Consider the following 15,488-nt stretch of genomic DNA (forward strand, 5'->3'; position numbering starts at 1 on the left):
ACATTATATTAATCACATACTTAATAAGATTTTTCTTAAAAATAATTTGTCACAATTGCCTGTTAATATTATTGAAATAATGGCTTTATTAAGTATTAAAATGCCATAACATATTAGCAATATGAGTAAGTTAATATTGTTCACGTTTTTATTAACTAAAAATGTAGATAATCGTTCATCTTAACTCTGCCTTAACTCCTTTTATGGGATAGTTATTATCCATCGTTCTATTTTATTTTACACCGAGGTTGACCTATGACTTTTGCTAACGCAATTAAATACCCTTTACTGTTAAGCCTTTCCTTAAGCCTATTGGGCTGTGGAGATGAAACACCACCAAATCAACAAGCTGCAGCAAAAATTCATGTCGATACATTAACCGTAGATTATGTAAATTTACGGTTAAGTAGTGAATTACCCGGTCGAGTGACAGCCTTTAAGGAAGCAGAAGTAAGGCCACAAATAACAGGTATTGTGAAAAGTCGCTTGTATGAAGAAGGCAGTTATGTACAAGAAGGTGATACTCTTTTCTTAATTGACCCTACCACTTATCAATCAACGGTGAACAGTGCTAAAGCTGAACTAAAAAAAGCGCAAAGTACAGAAGCTAATGCCAAAAAAGAGATGGAGCGTTACGCAGAACTATTAAAGAAAAAACTCAGCAGCCAACAACTTTTTGATCAAGCTGAAGCAACTTACTTAGAAGCAAAAGCTGAAACAGCAATCAGCCAAGCTGCATTAGATTATGCCAACATAGAGTTATCTTATACTAAAATTAAAGCCCCTATCTCAGGTCAAGCAGGCTTCTCTAATGTATCTGAAGGCTCTTTATTAACCTCAGGCCAAACTGATTACCTGACAACCATCATTCAAACGGATAATGTATATGTAGATATGCAACAGTCTGCTGTGAACTTATATAAAATAAAACGACAATTTAGAGATGCCCTCGCAACAAAACCTGTCGTGCCTGTTACATTGACATTAGAAGATGGCACCACTTACCAACAACAAGGTACTTTGGGCTTTGTTGACACTCAGGTAGAGGGCTCAACAGGTACAGTGACATTAAGAGCAGTATTTCCTAACTCAGACGGGGAATTATTAGCGGGTATGTATGTTCGAGCACATATCGCTTACCCAGAAGCACGAGATTACCTCGTTGTACCACAAAATACTGTGGTAAGAAGTCAATCAGGCGCACCTTCTGTTTATGTTGTGAATGAAGACAATGTGGTGGAGAAAAAAAGCATCACATTAAGCAATGAAGTGGGCAGCAGTTGGGTTGTTGAAAAAGGCTTAGAAGTTGGTGATCGTATTATTACCAACAACCTAACTAAAATAAAAAGTGATTTGTCTGTCGTCGTTGATAGTAACATCACCAGCGCCGAGCTTGCTGCAAACACCACTACCCCATCAACAACAGATACAGCGGAATAGGAACTAGTATGTCTCACTTTTTCATTCATAGACCCATTTTTGCGTGGGCGATGACCATCGTAGTATTAATTGCGGGTATCGCTTCGATTTTAAATTTACCAATAGCACAATATCCAACTATTGCGCCACCCTCAGTTGAAATCAGTGCAACTTATACCGGTGCATCGGCAAAAACCATTGAAGACAGTGTAACTCAGGTTATTGAGCAGAGCATGACGGGAATAGATAACTTACTGTACATGTCATCCACCAGTGACTCTTCAGGTAGTGCTTCAATTACCTTAACTTTTAGTGCTGAAACCGATCCAGATATTGCACAAGTACAAGTGCAAAATAGCTTACAACAAGCAAGTAGCCGTTTGCCTACAGCCGTTCAAAATGCCGGTACAACCGTCACAAAAAGTACCTCAGGGTTTATGTCGGTGACCGCACTTTATTCCCCTGATGGTTCAATGAATGCAGGCGATATCCAAGATTATGCTAATTCAAGTATCAAAGATATTATTAGTCGTGTAAATGGTGTCGGTAGTGTGACCATTTTTGGTCCTTCTTATGCGATGCGTATTTGGTTAGATCCCGCTAAACTATATAGCTATAACTTAACTCCTGTTGATGTATCGGACGCAGTATCAGTACAAAACAGTCAAGTCACGGTTGGACAAATTGGTGGTACCCCTTCCACTGATTCACAAATGATTAATGCGACGATTACCGCACAAAGTTTATTAACATCAGTTGATGAATTTAAAGAGATTTTACTAAAAGTAAATGAAGATGGCTCCAAAGTACGCTTAAAAGATGTGGCAAGAGTAGAGTTAGGTAGTAAAAGCTCTAGTGTTGTCCCGATGTTCAATGGCTATGCAACATCAGGTATTGCAATCACCCTTGCATCGGGTGCAAACTCGCTTGATACACAAAATGCTGTAGATGAAAAACTAGCGGAATTATCTAAATCATTTCCTGAGGGGTTAGCATTTAAGAAAGCCGTAGATAATAACAAATTTATTCGCTTATCAATTGAAGAGGTCGTTAAAACCTTAGGTGAAGCAATCATTTTGGTTTTCTTTGTTATCCTGCTTTTCTTACAAAATTTTCGTGCAACGCTCATTCCTACTATTGCCGTACCTGTAGTATTACTAGGTACCATTACTGTTATGTCTCTATTAGGCTTTTCCATTAATACCCTTACCATGTTTGGTATGGTATTAGCGATCGGCCTATTAGTCGATGATGCGATCGTCGTGGTCGAGAATGTTGAGCGTATTATGCACGAAGAAAAGCTCTCTCCTCTAGAAGCCACTAAAAAGTCAATGGGACAGATCACCAGTGCCTTAGTTGGCATTACTATGGTATTAACCGTGGTATTTATCCCAATGGCCTTTATGTCAGGCTCAACAGGGGTTATCTATAAACAGTTCTCAATTACTATTGTTACCGCAATGGTGTTATCGGTGATCGTTGCCTTAACCTTAACACCGGTACTTTGTTCAACCCTATTGAAACCAGTAGATAAAACTAAATCATCAAAAGTGTTTACCTACTTTAATATAGGCTTTGATCGTTTGTTAAAAGGTTATCACGGCTCAATTGGGCGTGTATTAGCTCGCCCTGCCCGCTTTGTGATTATTTACGTGGTGTTATTTGCCGGTGCTGGTTACTTGTTTAACAACATCCCAAGTTCATTTTTACCCAGTGAAGACCAAGGTGACTTTAATGTGATGGTACAACTGCCAACAGGGGCAACCATCAAGCAAACTGAAGCCGTCATGAACGACGTGAGAACTTATTTCGAAGACAATGAAAGTGACACTGTTGGCACCATATTTACTGTATCAGGCTTTAACTTTGCTGGGTCGGGTCAAAATGCAGGTATGGCATTTGTCGGTTTAAAAGATTGGTCTGAAAGAACCACAGATGAAACTAATGTTAATGCCATTATTCAACGCAGTATGGCTTACTTTTCGAGTTATAAAAAAGCCTCAATTGTTGCCTTCAATTCTCCAGCTATTCGTGAGTTAGGCACATCAACAGGTTTCGATTTCTATCTAGAAGATATTGGTAATGTTGGCCATAGCAAGTTAGTTGAGATACGTAATCAACTATTGGCTAAAATGGCTGAAAGCCCTGTACTGCAAAGAAGCCGAGCAAATGGCTTAGAAGATAATGCACAGTTCTATCTCGATATCGATTATGAAAAAGCCAAAGTATACGGTCTGAGTATCAGTGATATTAATGATACTTTATCGATTGCTTGGGGTTCATCTTATGTGAATGACTTTATCGACAAAGGTCGCTCTAAGACAGTGTATATTCAAGCAGATGCACCGTACCGTATGAGCCCAGAAGATTTAGATCATTGGTATGTACGTAATAACCAAGATGAAATGGTTCCCTTCTCTGCCTTTACCTCTTCGCATTGGGGAGTGGGTTCCCCGCAATTGTCGCGCTATAATGGTAACTCAGCATTAGAAGTGTTAGGTGAAGCGGCAACAGGTTACAGTACAGGTGATGCAATAGCGGAAGTTAATAAATTAGCTGCTGAAGTATCAAGTGATGTGCAAGTAAGCTGGACAGGAACTTCATACCAAGAGATAGAAGCGGGTAACCAAGCACCTATTTTATATGCGATTTCAATATTGATGGTTTTCCTTTGTTTAGCTGCTTTATATGAAAGCTGGAGTATTCCATTAGCGATTATTTTAGTTGTACCATTAGGGGTATTAGGTGCATTAACAGCTATCTTATTACGTGGCTTTGAGAATGATGTTTACTTCCAGGTTGGTTTATTAACCACTATCGGTTTAACCGCGAAGAACGCTATTTTGATTGTGGAGTTTGCTAAAGAACAATTCGATAGAGGTGTTGACCTAGTTTCTGCCACAGTACATGCCTGTGAAATGCGTTTACGTCCCATTATCATGACTTCGCTAGCCTTTGTATTAGGGGTCTTACCGTTAGTTGTGAGTACTGGAGCTGGTGCTAATGCACGAAATGCACTAGGTACATCAGTAATGGGGGGAATGATTGCAGCAACTTGTCTCGTTATGTATTTTGCACCACTGTTCTTTGTGATGATCGTAAAACTATTTAAAACCGAACCTAAACCGGAAGTAATAGATTAAACAGCAGTATTAAAAAGAGCGGCAAAGCCGCTCTTTTTGTTTCTGACATATAAAATAATATTATTATGACGCATCCATAAAAGGATAATCTGTATAACCCTCTGCACCAGGTGTATAAAAGGTACTTTGCTCAGGCGTGTTCAACTCTACTCCTTGTTGAATGCGTTCTACAAAGTCAGGGTTGGCTAAAATACTGGTACCAAAAGCAACACTGTCAGCTTGGTTATTACTGATAACCTCAGCCGCTTCTGCTGCTCCGTATCCCATATTCACCATTAGATGCCCTTGATAAGCTTCTCTTGCTACCGGAATAACATCAGCTTTCTGCAAACCAAAAAAGTCGGCACGCATCACATGTAAGTAAGCTAACTGATACTGATTCAACATAGTGGCAAGGTAAGTTAACCAAGCAATAGGATCGCTATCTTTCATGCTATTAAAGCTATTTAAAGGTGATAAACGCAAACCTACTCGCCCACTTCCCATTACTTCAGTTACAGCCTCTATCACCTCTCGTAAGAAGCGAGAACGATTCTCAAAAGAACCACCATATTGGTCTGTTCGTTTATTGGCACTATCTCGCAGGAACTGATCAATTAAGTACCCGTTCGCACCATGAATCTCTACTCCATCAAACCCCGCTTCTTTTGCATTAAGCGCAGCTTGACGAAAATCTGCAACAATTTCTTTGATTTCTTCAACACTTAATTCACGTGGTACTGTATAAGGCTTTTTACCTTCTGGTGTATGTGTTACATCTTCAATAGCAATCGCACTTGGCGCAACGGCTTCTTTACCACCATTAAGTAATGGATGAGCCGCACGCCCGGCATGCCATATTTGCATAAAAATACGACCACCGGCTTGATGTACTGCTTCTGTAGTTAACTTCCAGCCTTCGATTTGTTGTTGTGAGTAGATACCAGGATCATCACCAAATGAAGAAGTATTTTCACTGACCATAGTACATTCAGTGATCAGCAAACCAGTACTTGCACGTTGAGCGTAGTATTCCGCCATCAATGCATTTGGTTGGTGATTAGGAGCACGCGTGCGCGTTAAAGGCGCCATTACAATACGATTCGCTAGTTCAACATCACCCACAGAGACAGCTTGAAATAATTTATTTTCAGCTAAAGTCATCAATAACTCCTCATTTTAAACAATAAGCAGCGTCGATTAACGCTACAATAATAACTTTGGAATTGCATATTAATACCATAAAACATTAACAACAATAGACCTAAATACAATTAACTATTGTCTAAATAACAACAATTAATTCTCTATTATGCTTTTTATAATCAAAGCACCTCAAAATAAGTGACCACTTACTATACCGACTTACTAAGCTTAATATGTACAGCTTGAAGTAACTGGTCACCAATTAACTCCGCTGTATGACCATTTTTTTGTTGATCAAACACCTCATTATTATCTAACTTATCCTGTGCTATAAACAGGTCGCCGGAAGAGAAATCTCGATACTCGCCATTACGTAAGGTCATTCTTAAGGTTCCTGAGCGAATAATGATTAGTGTTGGATCGCCCGCAACATGCCAAGTACTAAAATAGCCAGGTTCACTGATTCGATAGCGAAAATTCAACGCACCCTGTCGTTCGCTGATCATTAAGCCGTTATAATCTTCAACAGAATATTCAACCTCTTTAAAAACAGAAAGACCTGTTACATCGGATGTAATGGCCGGTATTGTGATTGTATTCAAAATAGAAACGCCCTTTATAAAAAAGATAACAGGCGTTTATTATTAACATGGGTTGTACTGGAATGATAGAAAGATAAGTCATGCGTTGAAACCTTTTAGTAAATTGGAAAAGGATCAATGAAACATTCAAAGCTTAATAATTCACCTACAAATTACAAGGTTGTTTACCTTGATGTCCATGATAAAATATCGCTCCTCACCTGTGGCTTCCCCCTTGCTTAAGGCCTCACAACAACAGAGTTATAATATTTTATGAGTAGTACTGGTTTAAATAGCATTGAAAAAAGAGCAGCCTTTTCATTAGCCGCTGTTTTTGGTCTTCGTATGTTGGGTCTATTTATGATCCTACCCATTTTTGCCATTTATGGCGAACAACTCATTGGCTATAGCCCTGTTTGGATCGGTATCGCTATTGGTGCCTACGGCTTAACCCAAGCGATGCTACAAATTCCAATGGGCATTTTATCTGATAAATATGGACGTAAACCGATTATCCTGATTGGTCTACTTATCTTCTTACTCGGTAGTATTGTAGCTGCCATGTCAGATACTATTTATGGCGTAGTATTTGGACGAGCATTACAAGGAATGGGCGCAATTGCCAGTGCGATTCTAGCCCTTGCGGCTGACCTAAGTCGAGAAGAACAACGACCTAAAGTGATGGCGACTATCGGTATGTTTATCGGTTTATCTTTCACTATTGCGATGGTGGTAGGCCCTATTACCGCTGAAGCCTTTGGTTTAAGTGGGTTATTTTGGTTTATTGCAGTATTAACTATTTTAGCCATTTTTTTGATTCAATTCTTTGTACCTAACTCCATTAATAAAGCGCCTCGTGGCGATAGTGTTGCCTTACCAACACAACTCAAAAAATTAATCCGTCACCCACAATTATCACGACTTAATTTTGGGGTATTTACATTACATATGGCTATGACAGCGTGTTTTATTACTTTACCTAAACAGTTTGTAGAAAGTGGTTTAATGCTAGAAGATCATTGGCAATTATACCTACCCACGTTAATCGGCTCATTTTTCCTGATGATTCCATTTATGATATTTGCCATCAAAAAACAAAAAGAGAAGCAAATGTTATCAGCATCGGTTTTATTACTCACTCTATCTTTGTTTTTACTGTGGTACCTGCCTACCGGTTTTACTAGTTTAGTAGTAATGGTCGTATTGTTCTTTACTGCCTTTAACTATTTAGAAGCAACCATGCCCTCTCTTTTGTCTCGTATTTCACCGGCTGGGGTAAAAGGCAGCGTGATGGGTATCTATTCAAGCAGTCAGTTCCTAGGGGCTTTTACAGGTGGAGTATTAGGGGGATTAATTGCTGGTGAATTCGGTGAACAAGCTATTTTTCTTGCAATGTCGATCATTAGCGCCGCTTGGTTTTTGGTGTCTTTAAGCATGCGAGCACTAAGAAAATCTAAAAACTTTAGTTTTGCTATTAATGTCAAAAATGAAAAGAAAGCTGGCGAAGTCGCAGAGCAGCTAATCAATATGCCAGGTGTAATAGAAGCAACGATTGTCTTTACCGAGGCCATCGCTTACCTGAAAATTGATGAGAAGATTGTCAATATTGCCGATATTAAAGCTCTATTAAACCAACCTAAATAACTCTTTATATTACCAGTGGTACTGGTGCATAGCTTGCACCTCTGCCACACCTTCCCTGTTAATAATCCTTACTCCAATTCCCCTGCACTAAGCTTATATCAAGTAATGCACCTATATCTTTTATAAAGTGCCAAGTAAAAACCTACACTTACTCCGAAGGTCTAATACTAATTTTTTTAAATAAGTGATCTCAATATTGCGCAGGAGAAATGGCTTAGTTCAAGGCGTAATTTAAGCCTTTCGACGATTAACTTCGTTAATAGTCTATCGGAGAATTAACCAAACGATGTTAATGCTTTAATAGTTGTTTTATTTGCGAAAATTACAACGAAGGAATCAGTTATGTTAACAAGTAAAATAACTCAGTTACTTAGTGTGATTGGTATTAGTTTAACAAGTAAGCTAGATCAGTTAATTAATGTCATTGGGGTGATGACTATAAAACTACGATATTGGTTTTTAAAAACAAAAAAAAGGCCCTGAGTTCTCACTCAAGGCCTTCAATAAATACATTTAACTGTTTAGTTAAAAGCTGAACGCTTGCGGTGCAATGCTTTGGTAATCTAAAGCCATCGCAATACTTAATGCTGTAATATTCACAATTGAAAATGCGAATACTCGACGTGCCCAACCAACGATATCAACATCACGACGGTAGCCACGTAAAGCCATTAGTAACCACCAGAAACTAGTGATACAAGCAACCGCCATAAAGGCTAAACCTGTAAAACCAGCAATAGGCAATAACATCACCACTAATGCATAGATTGCGATATAAATAACAATACGTTGCTTCGCTTTATCAATACCTTGTGATACTGGTAATACTGGTATATTCGCTGCTTGATAATCTTTAAAGCGGAAAATAGCAATCGCGTAAGAGTGTGGCATTTGCCACAAACTGAACATGACTAATAAAATAACCGCTGCCATATCAAACTGACCTGTCACTGCACAGTAACCCACAACAGGCGGCACTGCACCAGATAAACTACCAACAAAAGTACCATACACAGATTTACGTTTCATATATAAGCTGTAAACAACAACATAAATGAAGTAACCAAACAAACCAGAAAGTACTGCTGCCGGCGTCGTATAGGCAATAAGCAGACCGAAACCTGCAATACCTAATACTACGCCGTGAGACAACGCACAGAATGCAGACATTTCGCCAGTGACGGTAACTCGCTTACGAGTACGTGCCATCACCACATCTATATCCCTATCAATCACGTTATTGATTGCACACCCCGATGCTATGATCAGTGATAAACCAATTAACGTGGCACACATTAACCATAGGTCTACATCACCACGCGAAGCAAGTAGAAAACCACCCGCTCCACTGATGAAGTTACCCATGATAATGCCAGGTTTAGTTACACTTAGATAACGACGAAACATCTCTAACCTCTTTTTGAAAATACACTAGAATCTAGAAGTGCATCATCATTGCGTTTGATTCATAAATAATCCAAACAGACAAACCTACTACCATGACAATAATCAATGCACTAAATAGGAATGAGAAGCTATTTGCACGGCCATCTTCAGTAATAAAGTTTAGGTGTAAGAAGTATTTTAAATGCACCCAGATTTGAATAATCGCTAAAGTAACGATTGTCCAAATAGTAGTAATTTTAGAGTAATCACCACCCATTACCATGTAAAATGGGATAGCCGTTAAAATAACTGATAGCACAAAGCCAACTAAGTAACTTTTAACAGTACCGTGTGATTCATCATGATGTGTATCTTGACTCATTACATTGCCCCCATTAAGTAAACAACGGTAAATACGCAAATCCAAACGATGTCTAGGAAGTGCCAGAATAAGCTTAGGCAGCTTAAACGTGTTACCGTCGCTTTACCTAAACCACGACGAGCCACTTCAATCATCATAATAGTCATCCAGATTAAACCAGCTGTTACATGTAAACCATGTAAACCAACTAATGCAAAGAATGAGCTTAAGAAAGCACTGTGTTGTGGGCCATGACCATTAACGATCAAGTGATGGAATTCGTAGATTTCCATGCCGATGAACACTGCACCTAAACAAAACGTTACTAATAACCAGATTAATGTTAATGCTTTCTTCTGGCCTTGCGCTGCAATCATTGCAAAACCAAAAGTAATACTACTTAACAATAATGCTGCTGTTTCCACAGCAACAAAATCCAGTTCAAAAATGTCTTTACCTGACACTCCACCTGCTGTGTTCATAAACAACACAGCGTAGGTAGCAAAAAACGAGGCAAATAATAGACAATCCGTCATTAGGTATAACCAGAAACCAAATACGGTATCACCTGATGTATCATGATGATCGTGATGATCATCATGTGTTGATGCAGCATCTACATTAGTAGATGCTAAATCTGCTGAAAGCGTACTCATGCTTTAACTCCTTCACGGCCACTTAAATTAAATGCTTTTTCAGTTTCAAGAATCTCATCTGGTTGTACGTAGTAATCAACATCGTTGCAGTAACAGCGCTTAATAAACACCGCAATCGCACCAATTAGACCAGCACCTGCTAACCACCAGATATGCCAAACCATTGCAAAACAGAAAATAGTTAATGTAGCACCCATTAGGACACCCGCAGAGGTATTCTTAGGCATATGAATCGGGCTGTAGCTTTCTTTAGTAACGTAAGCTTGACCTTTTTCTTTCATATCTGTCCAAGCGTCAATATCATCAACGTGTGGAATGACAGCAAAGTTATACGCTTGTGGTGGTGACGTACTCGCCCACTCAAGTGTATGACCGTTCCATGGATCACCTGTTTTATCATCAAGCGCTTCACGGTCTCTAAAGCTCACGTATAGTTGAATCACTTGCGCAATAATACCGAACATAATAATGATCGCACCAACAGCAGCTAGGTATAACCAGAAGTTCCACTCAGGTGTATTAGTATGATTTAGACGACGAGTCATACCTAGGAAACCTAGTACGTATAACGGCATAAATGCTACGAAGAAACCAACAATCCAGCACCAGAAAGATACCTTGCCCCATTTTTCATTAAGCTTGAAACCCATCGCTTTAGGGAACCAGAAAGCAAAACCAGCTAGGTAACCAAATACAGCACCACCGATAATTGTGTTATGGAAGTGAGCGATTAGGAATAAGCTGTTATGTAATACATAGTCAGCACCAGGAATTGCTAATAGTACGCCTGTCATACCACCGATAGTAAAGGTCACCATGAAACCAAGTGTCCATAATACTGGTACCGTGATACGCAAACGTCCGCGGTAGATAGTGAATAACCAGTTAAATAGTTTCACACCAGTTGGTACCGCAATAATCATGGTCATTACACCAAAGAAGGCATTAACGTTAGCACTTGATCCCATTGTAAAGAAGTGATGTAACCAAACGATGAAGCCTAAGATAGAAATAGCACCACTCGCGTAAATCATCGATTTGTAACCAAATAGACGTTTACCCGTAAATGTAGAGATAATTTCTGAGAATATACCAAATGCCGGTAATACTAGAATGTAAACTTCAGGATGACCCCATGCCCAGAACAGATTGATGTACATCATTGAATTACCACCAAGATCATTGGTGAAAAAGTGGAAATCCATGTAACGGTCAAGTGTTAACATTGCTAATACAGCAGTTAAAATTGGGAATGAAGCAGCAATTAGGATGTTTGCCCAAGTACAAGTCCAAGTGAAAATAGGCATTTTCATTAGGGTCATACCAGGAGCACGCATTTTAAATACCGTCACTAGGAAGTTAACAGAAGTTAACAGTGTACCCAGTCCCGATATCTGCAAGGCCCAAATATAATAATCGACCCCCACCCCAGGGCTAAAGGTCAACTCCGAAAGCGGAGGATAAGCTACCCAACCTGTCTTAGCGAACTCACCAAATACCAGTGAAATGTTCATTAAGATCGCGCCACTTGCAGTTAGCCAGAAGCTTAAGTTGTTTAAGAATGGGAAAGCAACATCACGCGCACCAATCTGTAATGGCAAGATGATGTTCATTAAACCAACCATGAATGGCATTGCCATAAAGATGATCATAATGACACCGTGTGCCGTAAAGATTTGGTCGTAATGCTCTGGCGGTAAATAGCCAGGCGAACCATTGGTTGCCAATGCTAATTGTGAACGCATCAAGATTGCATCACTGAAACCACGGAATAACATGATTAATGCAAGAATGATGTACATGATACCAAGGCGTTTGTGGTCAACTGAAGTGATCCAGTCACGCCATAATATGCCCCATTTTTTGTATTTTGTAATAAGCCCTAATAAAACGAGGCCACCTATAGCAATACCGATCATGGTCACCACAAGAATGGGATCATGAAGTGGAATTGCATCCATAGTTATTTTACCTAAAAACGACATGATTACTCCTCGCCTTGGGTGTGAGATGAATGCGCTGAATGATCCGAGTGTCCTGAATGATCTTTATGTTCACCCATTTTATGCTCCATACCTTTCATTTCAGAAATGTCATTTTTACCTGACATATGCACCATGAACTTCATCAGGATTGTGTGGAATAAATCGTCTTCAACATTACCGTAATAAGTAACAGGATGGTTTTCAGTAGGTTCAGCTAGTTCATAGTAACCATCTTTAGTTAATGTATTACCCTGAGCTTTAATATTACTTACCCAATCGTCAAAGTTCGCTTGCGTTGGTGTTGCAATAGCATTGAATTTCATTCCAGAGAAGCCAGCACCACTGTAGTTAGCTGAAATACCTTTGAACGTACCAGGTTCATCAGCAATCAAGTGCAATTTAGTTTGCATGCCAGCCATTGAATAAATTTGGCTGCCTAACTGTGGAATAAAGAATGAATTCATCGTGCTTTCTGATGTGATCTTGAATTCAACAGGTACATTAGCAGGGAACACTAATTCATTTACCGTTGCAATGCCTTGCTCAGGATAAATAAATAACCATTTCCAGTTTAATGACACCACCTCAACGGTAATGTGTTCACCTTTACCTTCAAGTGGTTTATATGGGTCTAAACGATGTGTTGATTCCCATGTGATGACACCTAAAACAAGAACGATTAAAATAGGCACAGCCCAAACGACAGCTTCAATCTTAGTAGAATGAGCCCATTTCGGTGCGTATATTTCATGAGTTCGGGAGTCTCTATATTTCCATGCAAAATATAAAGTCATTACGATGACGGGAATAACTACGAGCAACATAAGAACGGTAGCTATGATGATAAGATTTTTCTCATCGTAGCCGATCTGTCCTTTTGGATCGAGTACTCCGCCTTTACAGCCTGACAAGGTCAAGACTATGCTAGCTAAAGCTATATTACAAAGGTTACGAATTAACAATGGACCATCCTACTAATACCAATCCGTGTAACTATCTATGCAAGTGACTAGTAAAAATAAGTGAAAAATAAATCCTTTCACGCACTTTTATTACCTACTTTGACACATGTTAATTAAACGTATTGCTATAACCTAAAGTTAAAAGATGTTGTATCAAGTACTAAATACAACAGTATAAGATTATTCTCAAATACGTTTTCATCGCTGATAAAAAACATGAATGAAAACAATAAGAGAAAAGTAACTAAATGCGGCTAAATAACATTATAAAAATGAGTAACACCCATTTTTAAAATAACTATTTAACCTATACCTGAGGTGGTGCACGACAACCACGGGTATTAGTAACAATAAAGGTTTGCAATGTGTCACAAAAAGCAAAAGCTGCTTTTTGAACAACCATCGCAGCACGATGTTTAGGAAAGAAATAGAAGATTAACCAACATAACCCGACTATTAAGTGGTTAGACAATATAGGGCTAGTGAAATAACCTACTGCATTAGCTGAAATAATATCAGGTAATGCGCCTTTCGCTAACAAACTGCTTATTTCACTTTTTTCTTCAACAATGCCTTGAAAAAGTATTGCTAAGTTCAAAAATAAAATAACCAATATTGAAAGTACGTTTCGTTCCATAAAAAAGTTTCGCGCACGCGAAAAAAATCTACGGGTAATAGACAATAATTCCGTTTGCTGACGATACTGTAAACTCAAAGGTATAACCTTATTTGCTTTTTATAAAACGAACTGGAAAGTAATGGCTACTGTACTTTTAGATTACTTAATATGATATAAGTCAAAAAAACAGCGGTAGTCATTAAATTTTCGCAAGTATATCAAAGTCACTCTAGGCAACAAGTAGAAAACACCTTCAGCACTAAATTAATTGTTAAATATTGAGATCATAAGCCTGCAAAATAACCACAAACAAATTAACAGCGTCTATACATAGCAAACCATTCTATCTATTTTCTCCCGTTAACAAGTGATAAGTGTTAACATTTATCTATAAATGTTCATTTTTTATAATAGTAATGCTGATCAAGTTTTTATGGGGTCATAAAGTGTATTTATCCCCACCACTATTATCGAAAATAACTATCCAAATAAGTAAATTTAAAAGGCAACAACATACATGAGTAAAGCGAATATCCAGTGGTTTCCTGGGCACATGCATAAAGCACATAAGCAAATTAAAGAAGTTTTACCTCAGGTGGATATCATTATAGAAGTGGTTGATGCACGTATTCCTTATAGTAGTGAAAATCCACTTATAGGTGCGATTCGTGAAAAGACACCTTGTATCAAAGTATTAAATAAAGCAGACCTTGCCGACCCAGCTATTACTGAAAAATGGATTGAATACTTAGAGCAAGATCAAGATATCAAAGCCATTGCGATTACTACTAGTAAACCTGAACAAGTACATCAAATCACCAAACTGTGTGAACAAATGTTACCGCATCGTTTAGGCCAAGATAAACAGATTCGAGCCATGATCATGGGGATTCCAAATGTTGGGAAATCGACCATTATTAACATCTTAGCCGATAGAATCATCGCTAAAACAGGTAATGAACCAGCAGTCACTAAAAACCAACAGCGTATTCGTTTACCTAGTGGCATCATGCTTTCTGATACTCCTGGGTTTTTATGGCCTAAAATTGAAAATGCCAATTCAGGCTATCGTTTAGCAGTTACAGGTGCCATTAAAGATACAGCCATAGAGTATGAAGATATTGCATATTACGCGGCAGAGTACCTTATTGAGCACTATCTACCGCGTTTACAGCAACGCTATGAATTTGATGATGTACCACAATCAGACCATGAGTTAATGGAATTAATTGCTAAACGTCGTGGTGCTTTGCGTGCAGGTGGGCATTTTGATATCTATAAGGTATCCACTATTTTATTAAATGAGTTACGTTCAGGCGCACTTGGCCCGTTAAGTATTGAAACACCTGAAATGGCAGCAGTTGAGAAAGTGGAAGTTGCAGAGCTAATGGCACTTCAAGCAGAAAATAAAATTGAGAAGAAAAAATCGAGAAGACGTAAATATAATAAAAGAAAGTAACCCTCTTCTACCCTTTAACTTTAAATAGATTCTATTGGTACAAGTTATCATCAATACAAACTATAACTCATCTCTCAGTACAATCTCTTAAATAACAGACACAAAAAAGCCCACTTCAATGAGTGGGCTATTAAGTACTACTTACTTA

General features: G+C 38.6%; 12 protein-coding genes. 4 read left to right on the top strand and 8 right to left on the bottom strand.

What is annotated here, in order from left to right:
* Positions 1 to 255 precede the first annotated feature (255 nt).
* Together DS885_RS02570 and DS885_RS02575 are read left to right on the top strand one after the other, a co-directional pair.
* Entirely contained in the window at positions 256 to 1,440 is a 1,185-nt protein-coding gene (locus DS885_RS02570; protein ID WP_113817845.1) for an efflux RND transporter periplasmic adaptor subunit, read from the top strand.
* 8 nt (positions 1,441 to 1,448) lie between these two features.
* Positions 1,449 to 4,562 carry an efflux RND transporter permease subunit gene (locus tag DS885_RS02575; protein ID WP_113817846.1) on the top strand — a complete coding sequence of 1,038 codons (3,114 nt, stop codon included), beginning with the start codon at positions 1,449 to 1,451 and terminating at the stop codon, positions 4,560 to 4,562.
* 63 nt (positions 4,563 to 4,625) lie between these two features.
* On the opposite strand, the gene DS885_RS02580 is transcribed toward DS885_RS02575, so the two are convergent.
* On the bottom strand, positions 4,626 to 5,705 hold the full coding sequence (locus DS885_RS02580) for an alkene reductase (RefSeq protein WP_113817847.1): 1,080 nt from the start codon (positions 5,703 to 5,705) through the stop codon (positions 4,626 to 4,628).
* Between the two features lie 191 nt (positions 5,706 to 5,896).
* Positions 5,897 to 6,289: a hypothetical protein gene (locus tag DS885_RS02585; protein ID WP_113817848.1), complete on the bottom strand. Its 393-nt coding sequence runs from the start codon at positions 6,287 to 6,289 to the stop codon at positions 5,897 to 5,899.
* A 252-nt stretch (positions 6,290 to 6,541) separates the two neighbouring features.
* Here DS885_RS02585 and DS885_RS02590 point away from each other — a divergent pair, with 252 nt between their 5' ends.
* Positions 6,542 to 7,912: an MFS transporter gene (locus DS885_RS02590; RefSeq protein WP_113817849.1), complete on the top strand. Its 1,371-nt coding sequence runs from the start codon at positions 6,542 to 6,544 to the stop codon at positions 7,910 to 7,912.
* Positions 7,913 to 8,437: 525 nt separating this feature from the next.
* Here the strand turns inward: DS885_RS02590 and cyoE are convergent.
* The 6 genes from cyoE to DS885_RS02620 all read right to left on the bottom strand — a co-directional run bounded on the left by cyoE (position 8,438) and on the right by DS885_RS02620 (position 13,977).
* Positions 8,438 to 9,319 (bottom strand): heme o synthase, encoded by an 882-nt coding sequence (gene cyoE / locus DS885_RS02595; protein ID WP_113817850.1) that lies wholly within the window; start codon positions 9,317 to 9,319, stop codon positions 8,438 to 8,440.
* Between the two features lie 31 nt (positions 9,320 to 9,350).
* A complete protein-coding gene (gene cyoD, locus DS885_RS02600) occupies positions 9,351 to 9,680 on the bottom strand; it encodes a cytochrome o ubiquinol oxidase subunit IV (protein ID WP_113817851.1) in 330 nt (109 codons plus the stop codon).
* Positions 9,680 to 10,315, bottom strand: a complete 636-nt coding sequence (cyoC, locus tag DS885_RS02605; RefSeq protein WP_113817852.1) for a cytochrome o ubiquinol oxidase subunit III — start codon at positions 10,313 to 10,315, stop codon at positions 9,680 to 9,682. The genes cyoD and cyoC overlap by 1 nt, the downstream gene beginning before the upstream one ends.
* Complete coding sequence (gene cyoB / locus DS885_RS02610) at positions 10,312 to 12,300, bottom strand: cytochrome o ubiquinol oxidase subunit I (RefSeq protein ID WP_113817853.1); 1,989 nt, start codon at positions 12,298 to 12,300, stop codon at positions 10,312 to 10,314. Before cyoB ends, cyoC begins: the two co-directional genes overlap by 4 nt.
* A gap of 2 nt (positions 12,301 to 12,302) precedes the next feature.
* Positions 12,303 to 13,262, bottom strand: coding sequence for a ubiquinol oxidase subunit II (cyoA, locus tag DS885_RS02615; protein ID WP_113817854.1), 960 nt, complete (start codon positions 13,260 to 13,262; stop codon positions 12,303 to 12,305).
* Between the two features lie 307 nt (positions 13,263 to 13,569).
* A complete protein-coding gene (locus tag DS885_RS02620; protein ID WP_113817855.1) occupies positions 13,570 to 13,977 on the bottom strand; it encodes a hypothetical protein in 408 nt (135 codons plus the stop codon).
* A gap of 421 nt (positions 13,978 to 14,398) precedes the next feature.
* Here DS885_RS02620 and ylqF point away from each other — a divergent pair, with 421 nt between their 5' ends.
* The gene (gene ylqF, locus DS885_RS02625) at positions 14,399 to 15,340 is read left to right on the top strand and encodes a ribosome biogenesis GTPase YlqF (protein ID WP_113817856.1); all 942 of its coding nucleotides are present in this window, start codon (positions 14,399 to 14,401) and stop codon (positions 15,338 to 15,340) included.
* Positions 15,341 to 15,488: the final 148 nt, after the last annotated feature.

It is taken from the genome of Psychromonas sp. B3M02 (assembly GCF_003318165.1).
Lineage (GTDB): Bacteria > Pseudomonadota > Gammaproteobacteria > Enterobacterales > Psychromonadaceae > Psychromonas.

Coding starts and splice junctions, on each gene's coding strand:
- cyoD (WP_113817851.1), bottom strand. CDS start 9,680: ATGAGTCAAGATACACATCATGATGAATCACACGGTACTGTTAAAAGT.
- DS885_RS02570 (WP_113817845.1), top strand. CDS start 256: ATGACTTTTGCTAACGCAATTAAATACCCTTTACTGTTAAGCCTTTCC.
- DS885_RS02590 (WP_113817849.1), top strand. CDS start 6,542: ATGAGTAGTACTGGTTTAAATAGCATTGAAAAAAGAGCAGCCTTTTCA.
- DS885_RS02580 (WP_113817847.1), bottom strand. CDS start 5,705: ATGACTTTAGCTGAAAATAAATTATTTCAAGCTGTCTCTGTGGGTGAT.
- cyoE (WP_113817850.1), bottom strand. CDS start 9,319: ATGTTTCGTCGTTATCTAAGTGTAACTAAACCTGGCATTATCATGGGT.
- cyoC (WP_113817852.1), bottom strand. CDS start 10,315: ATGAGTACGCTTTCAGCAGATTTAGCATCTACTAATGTAGATGCTGCA.
- DS885_RS02575 (WP_113817846.1), top strand. CDS start 1,449: ATGTCTCACTTTTTCATTCATAGACCCATTTTTGCGTGGGCGATGACC.
- ylqF (WP_113817856.1), top strand. CDS start 14,399: ATGAGTAAAGCGAATATCCAGTGGTTTCCTGGGCACATGCATAAAGCA.
- cyoB (WP_113817853.1), bottom strand. CDS start 12,300: ATGTCGTTTTTAGGTAAAATAACTATGGATGCAATTCCACTTCATGAT.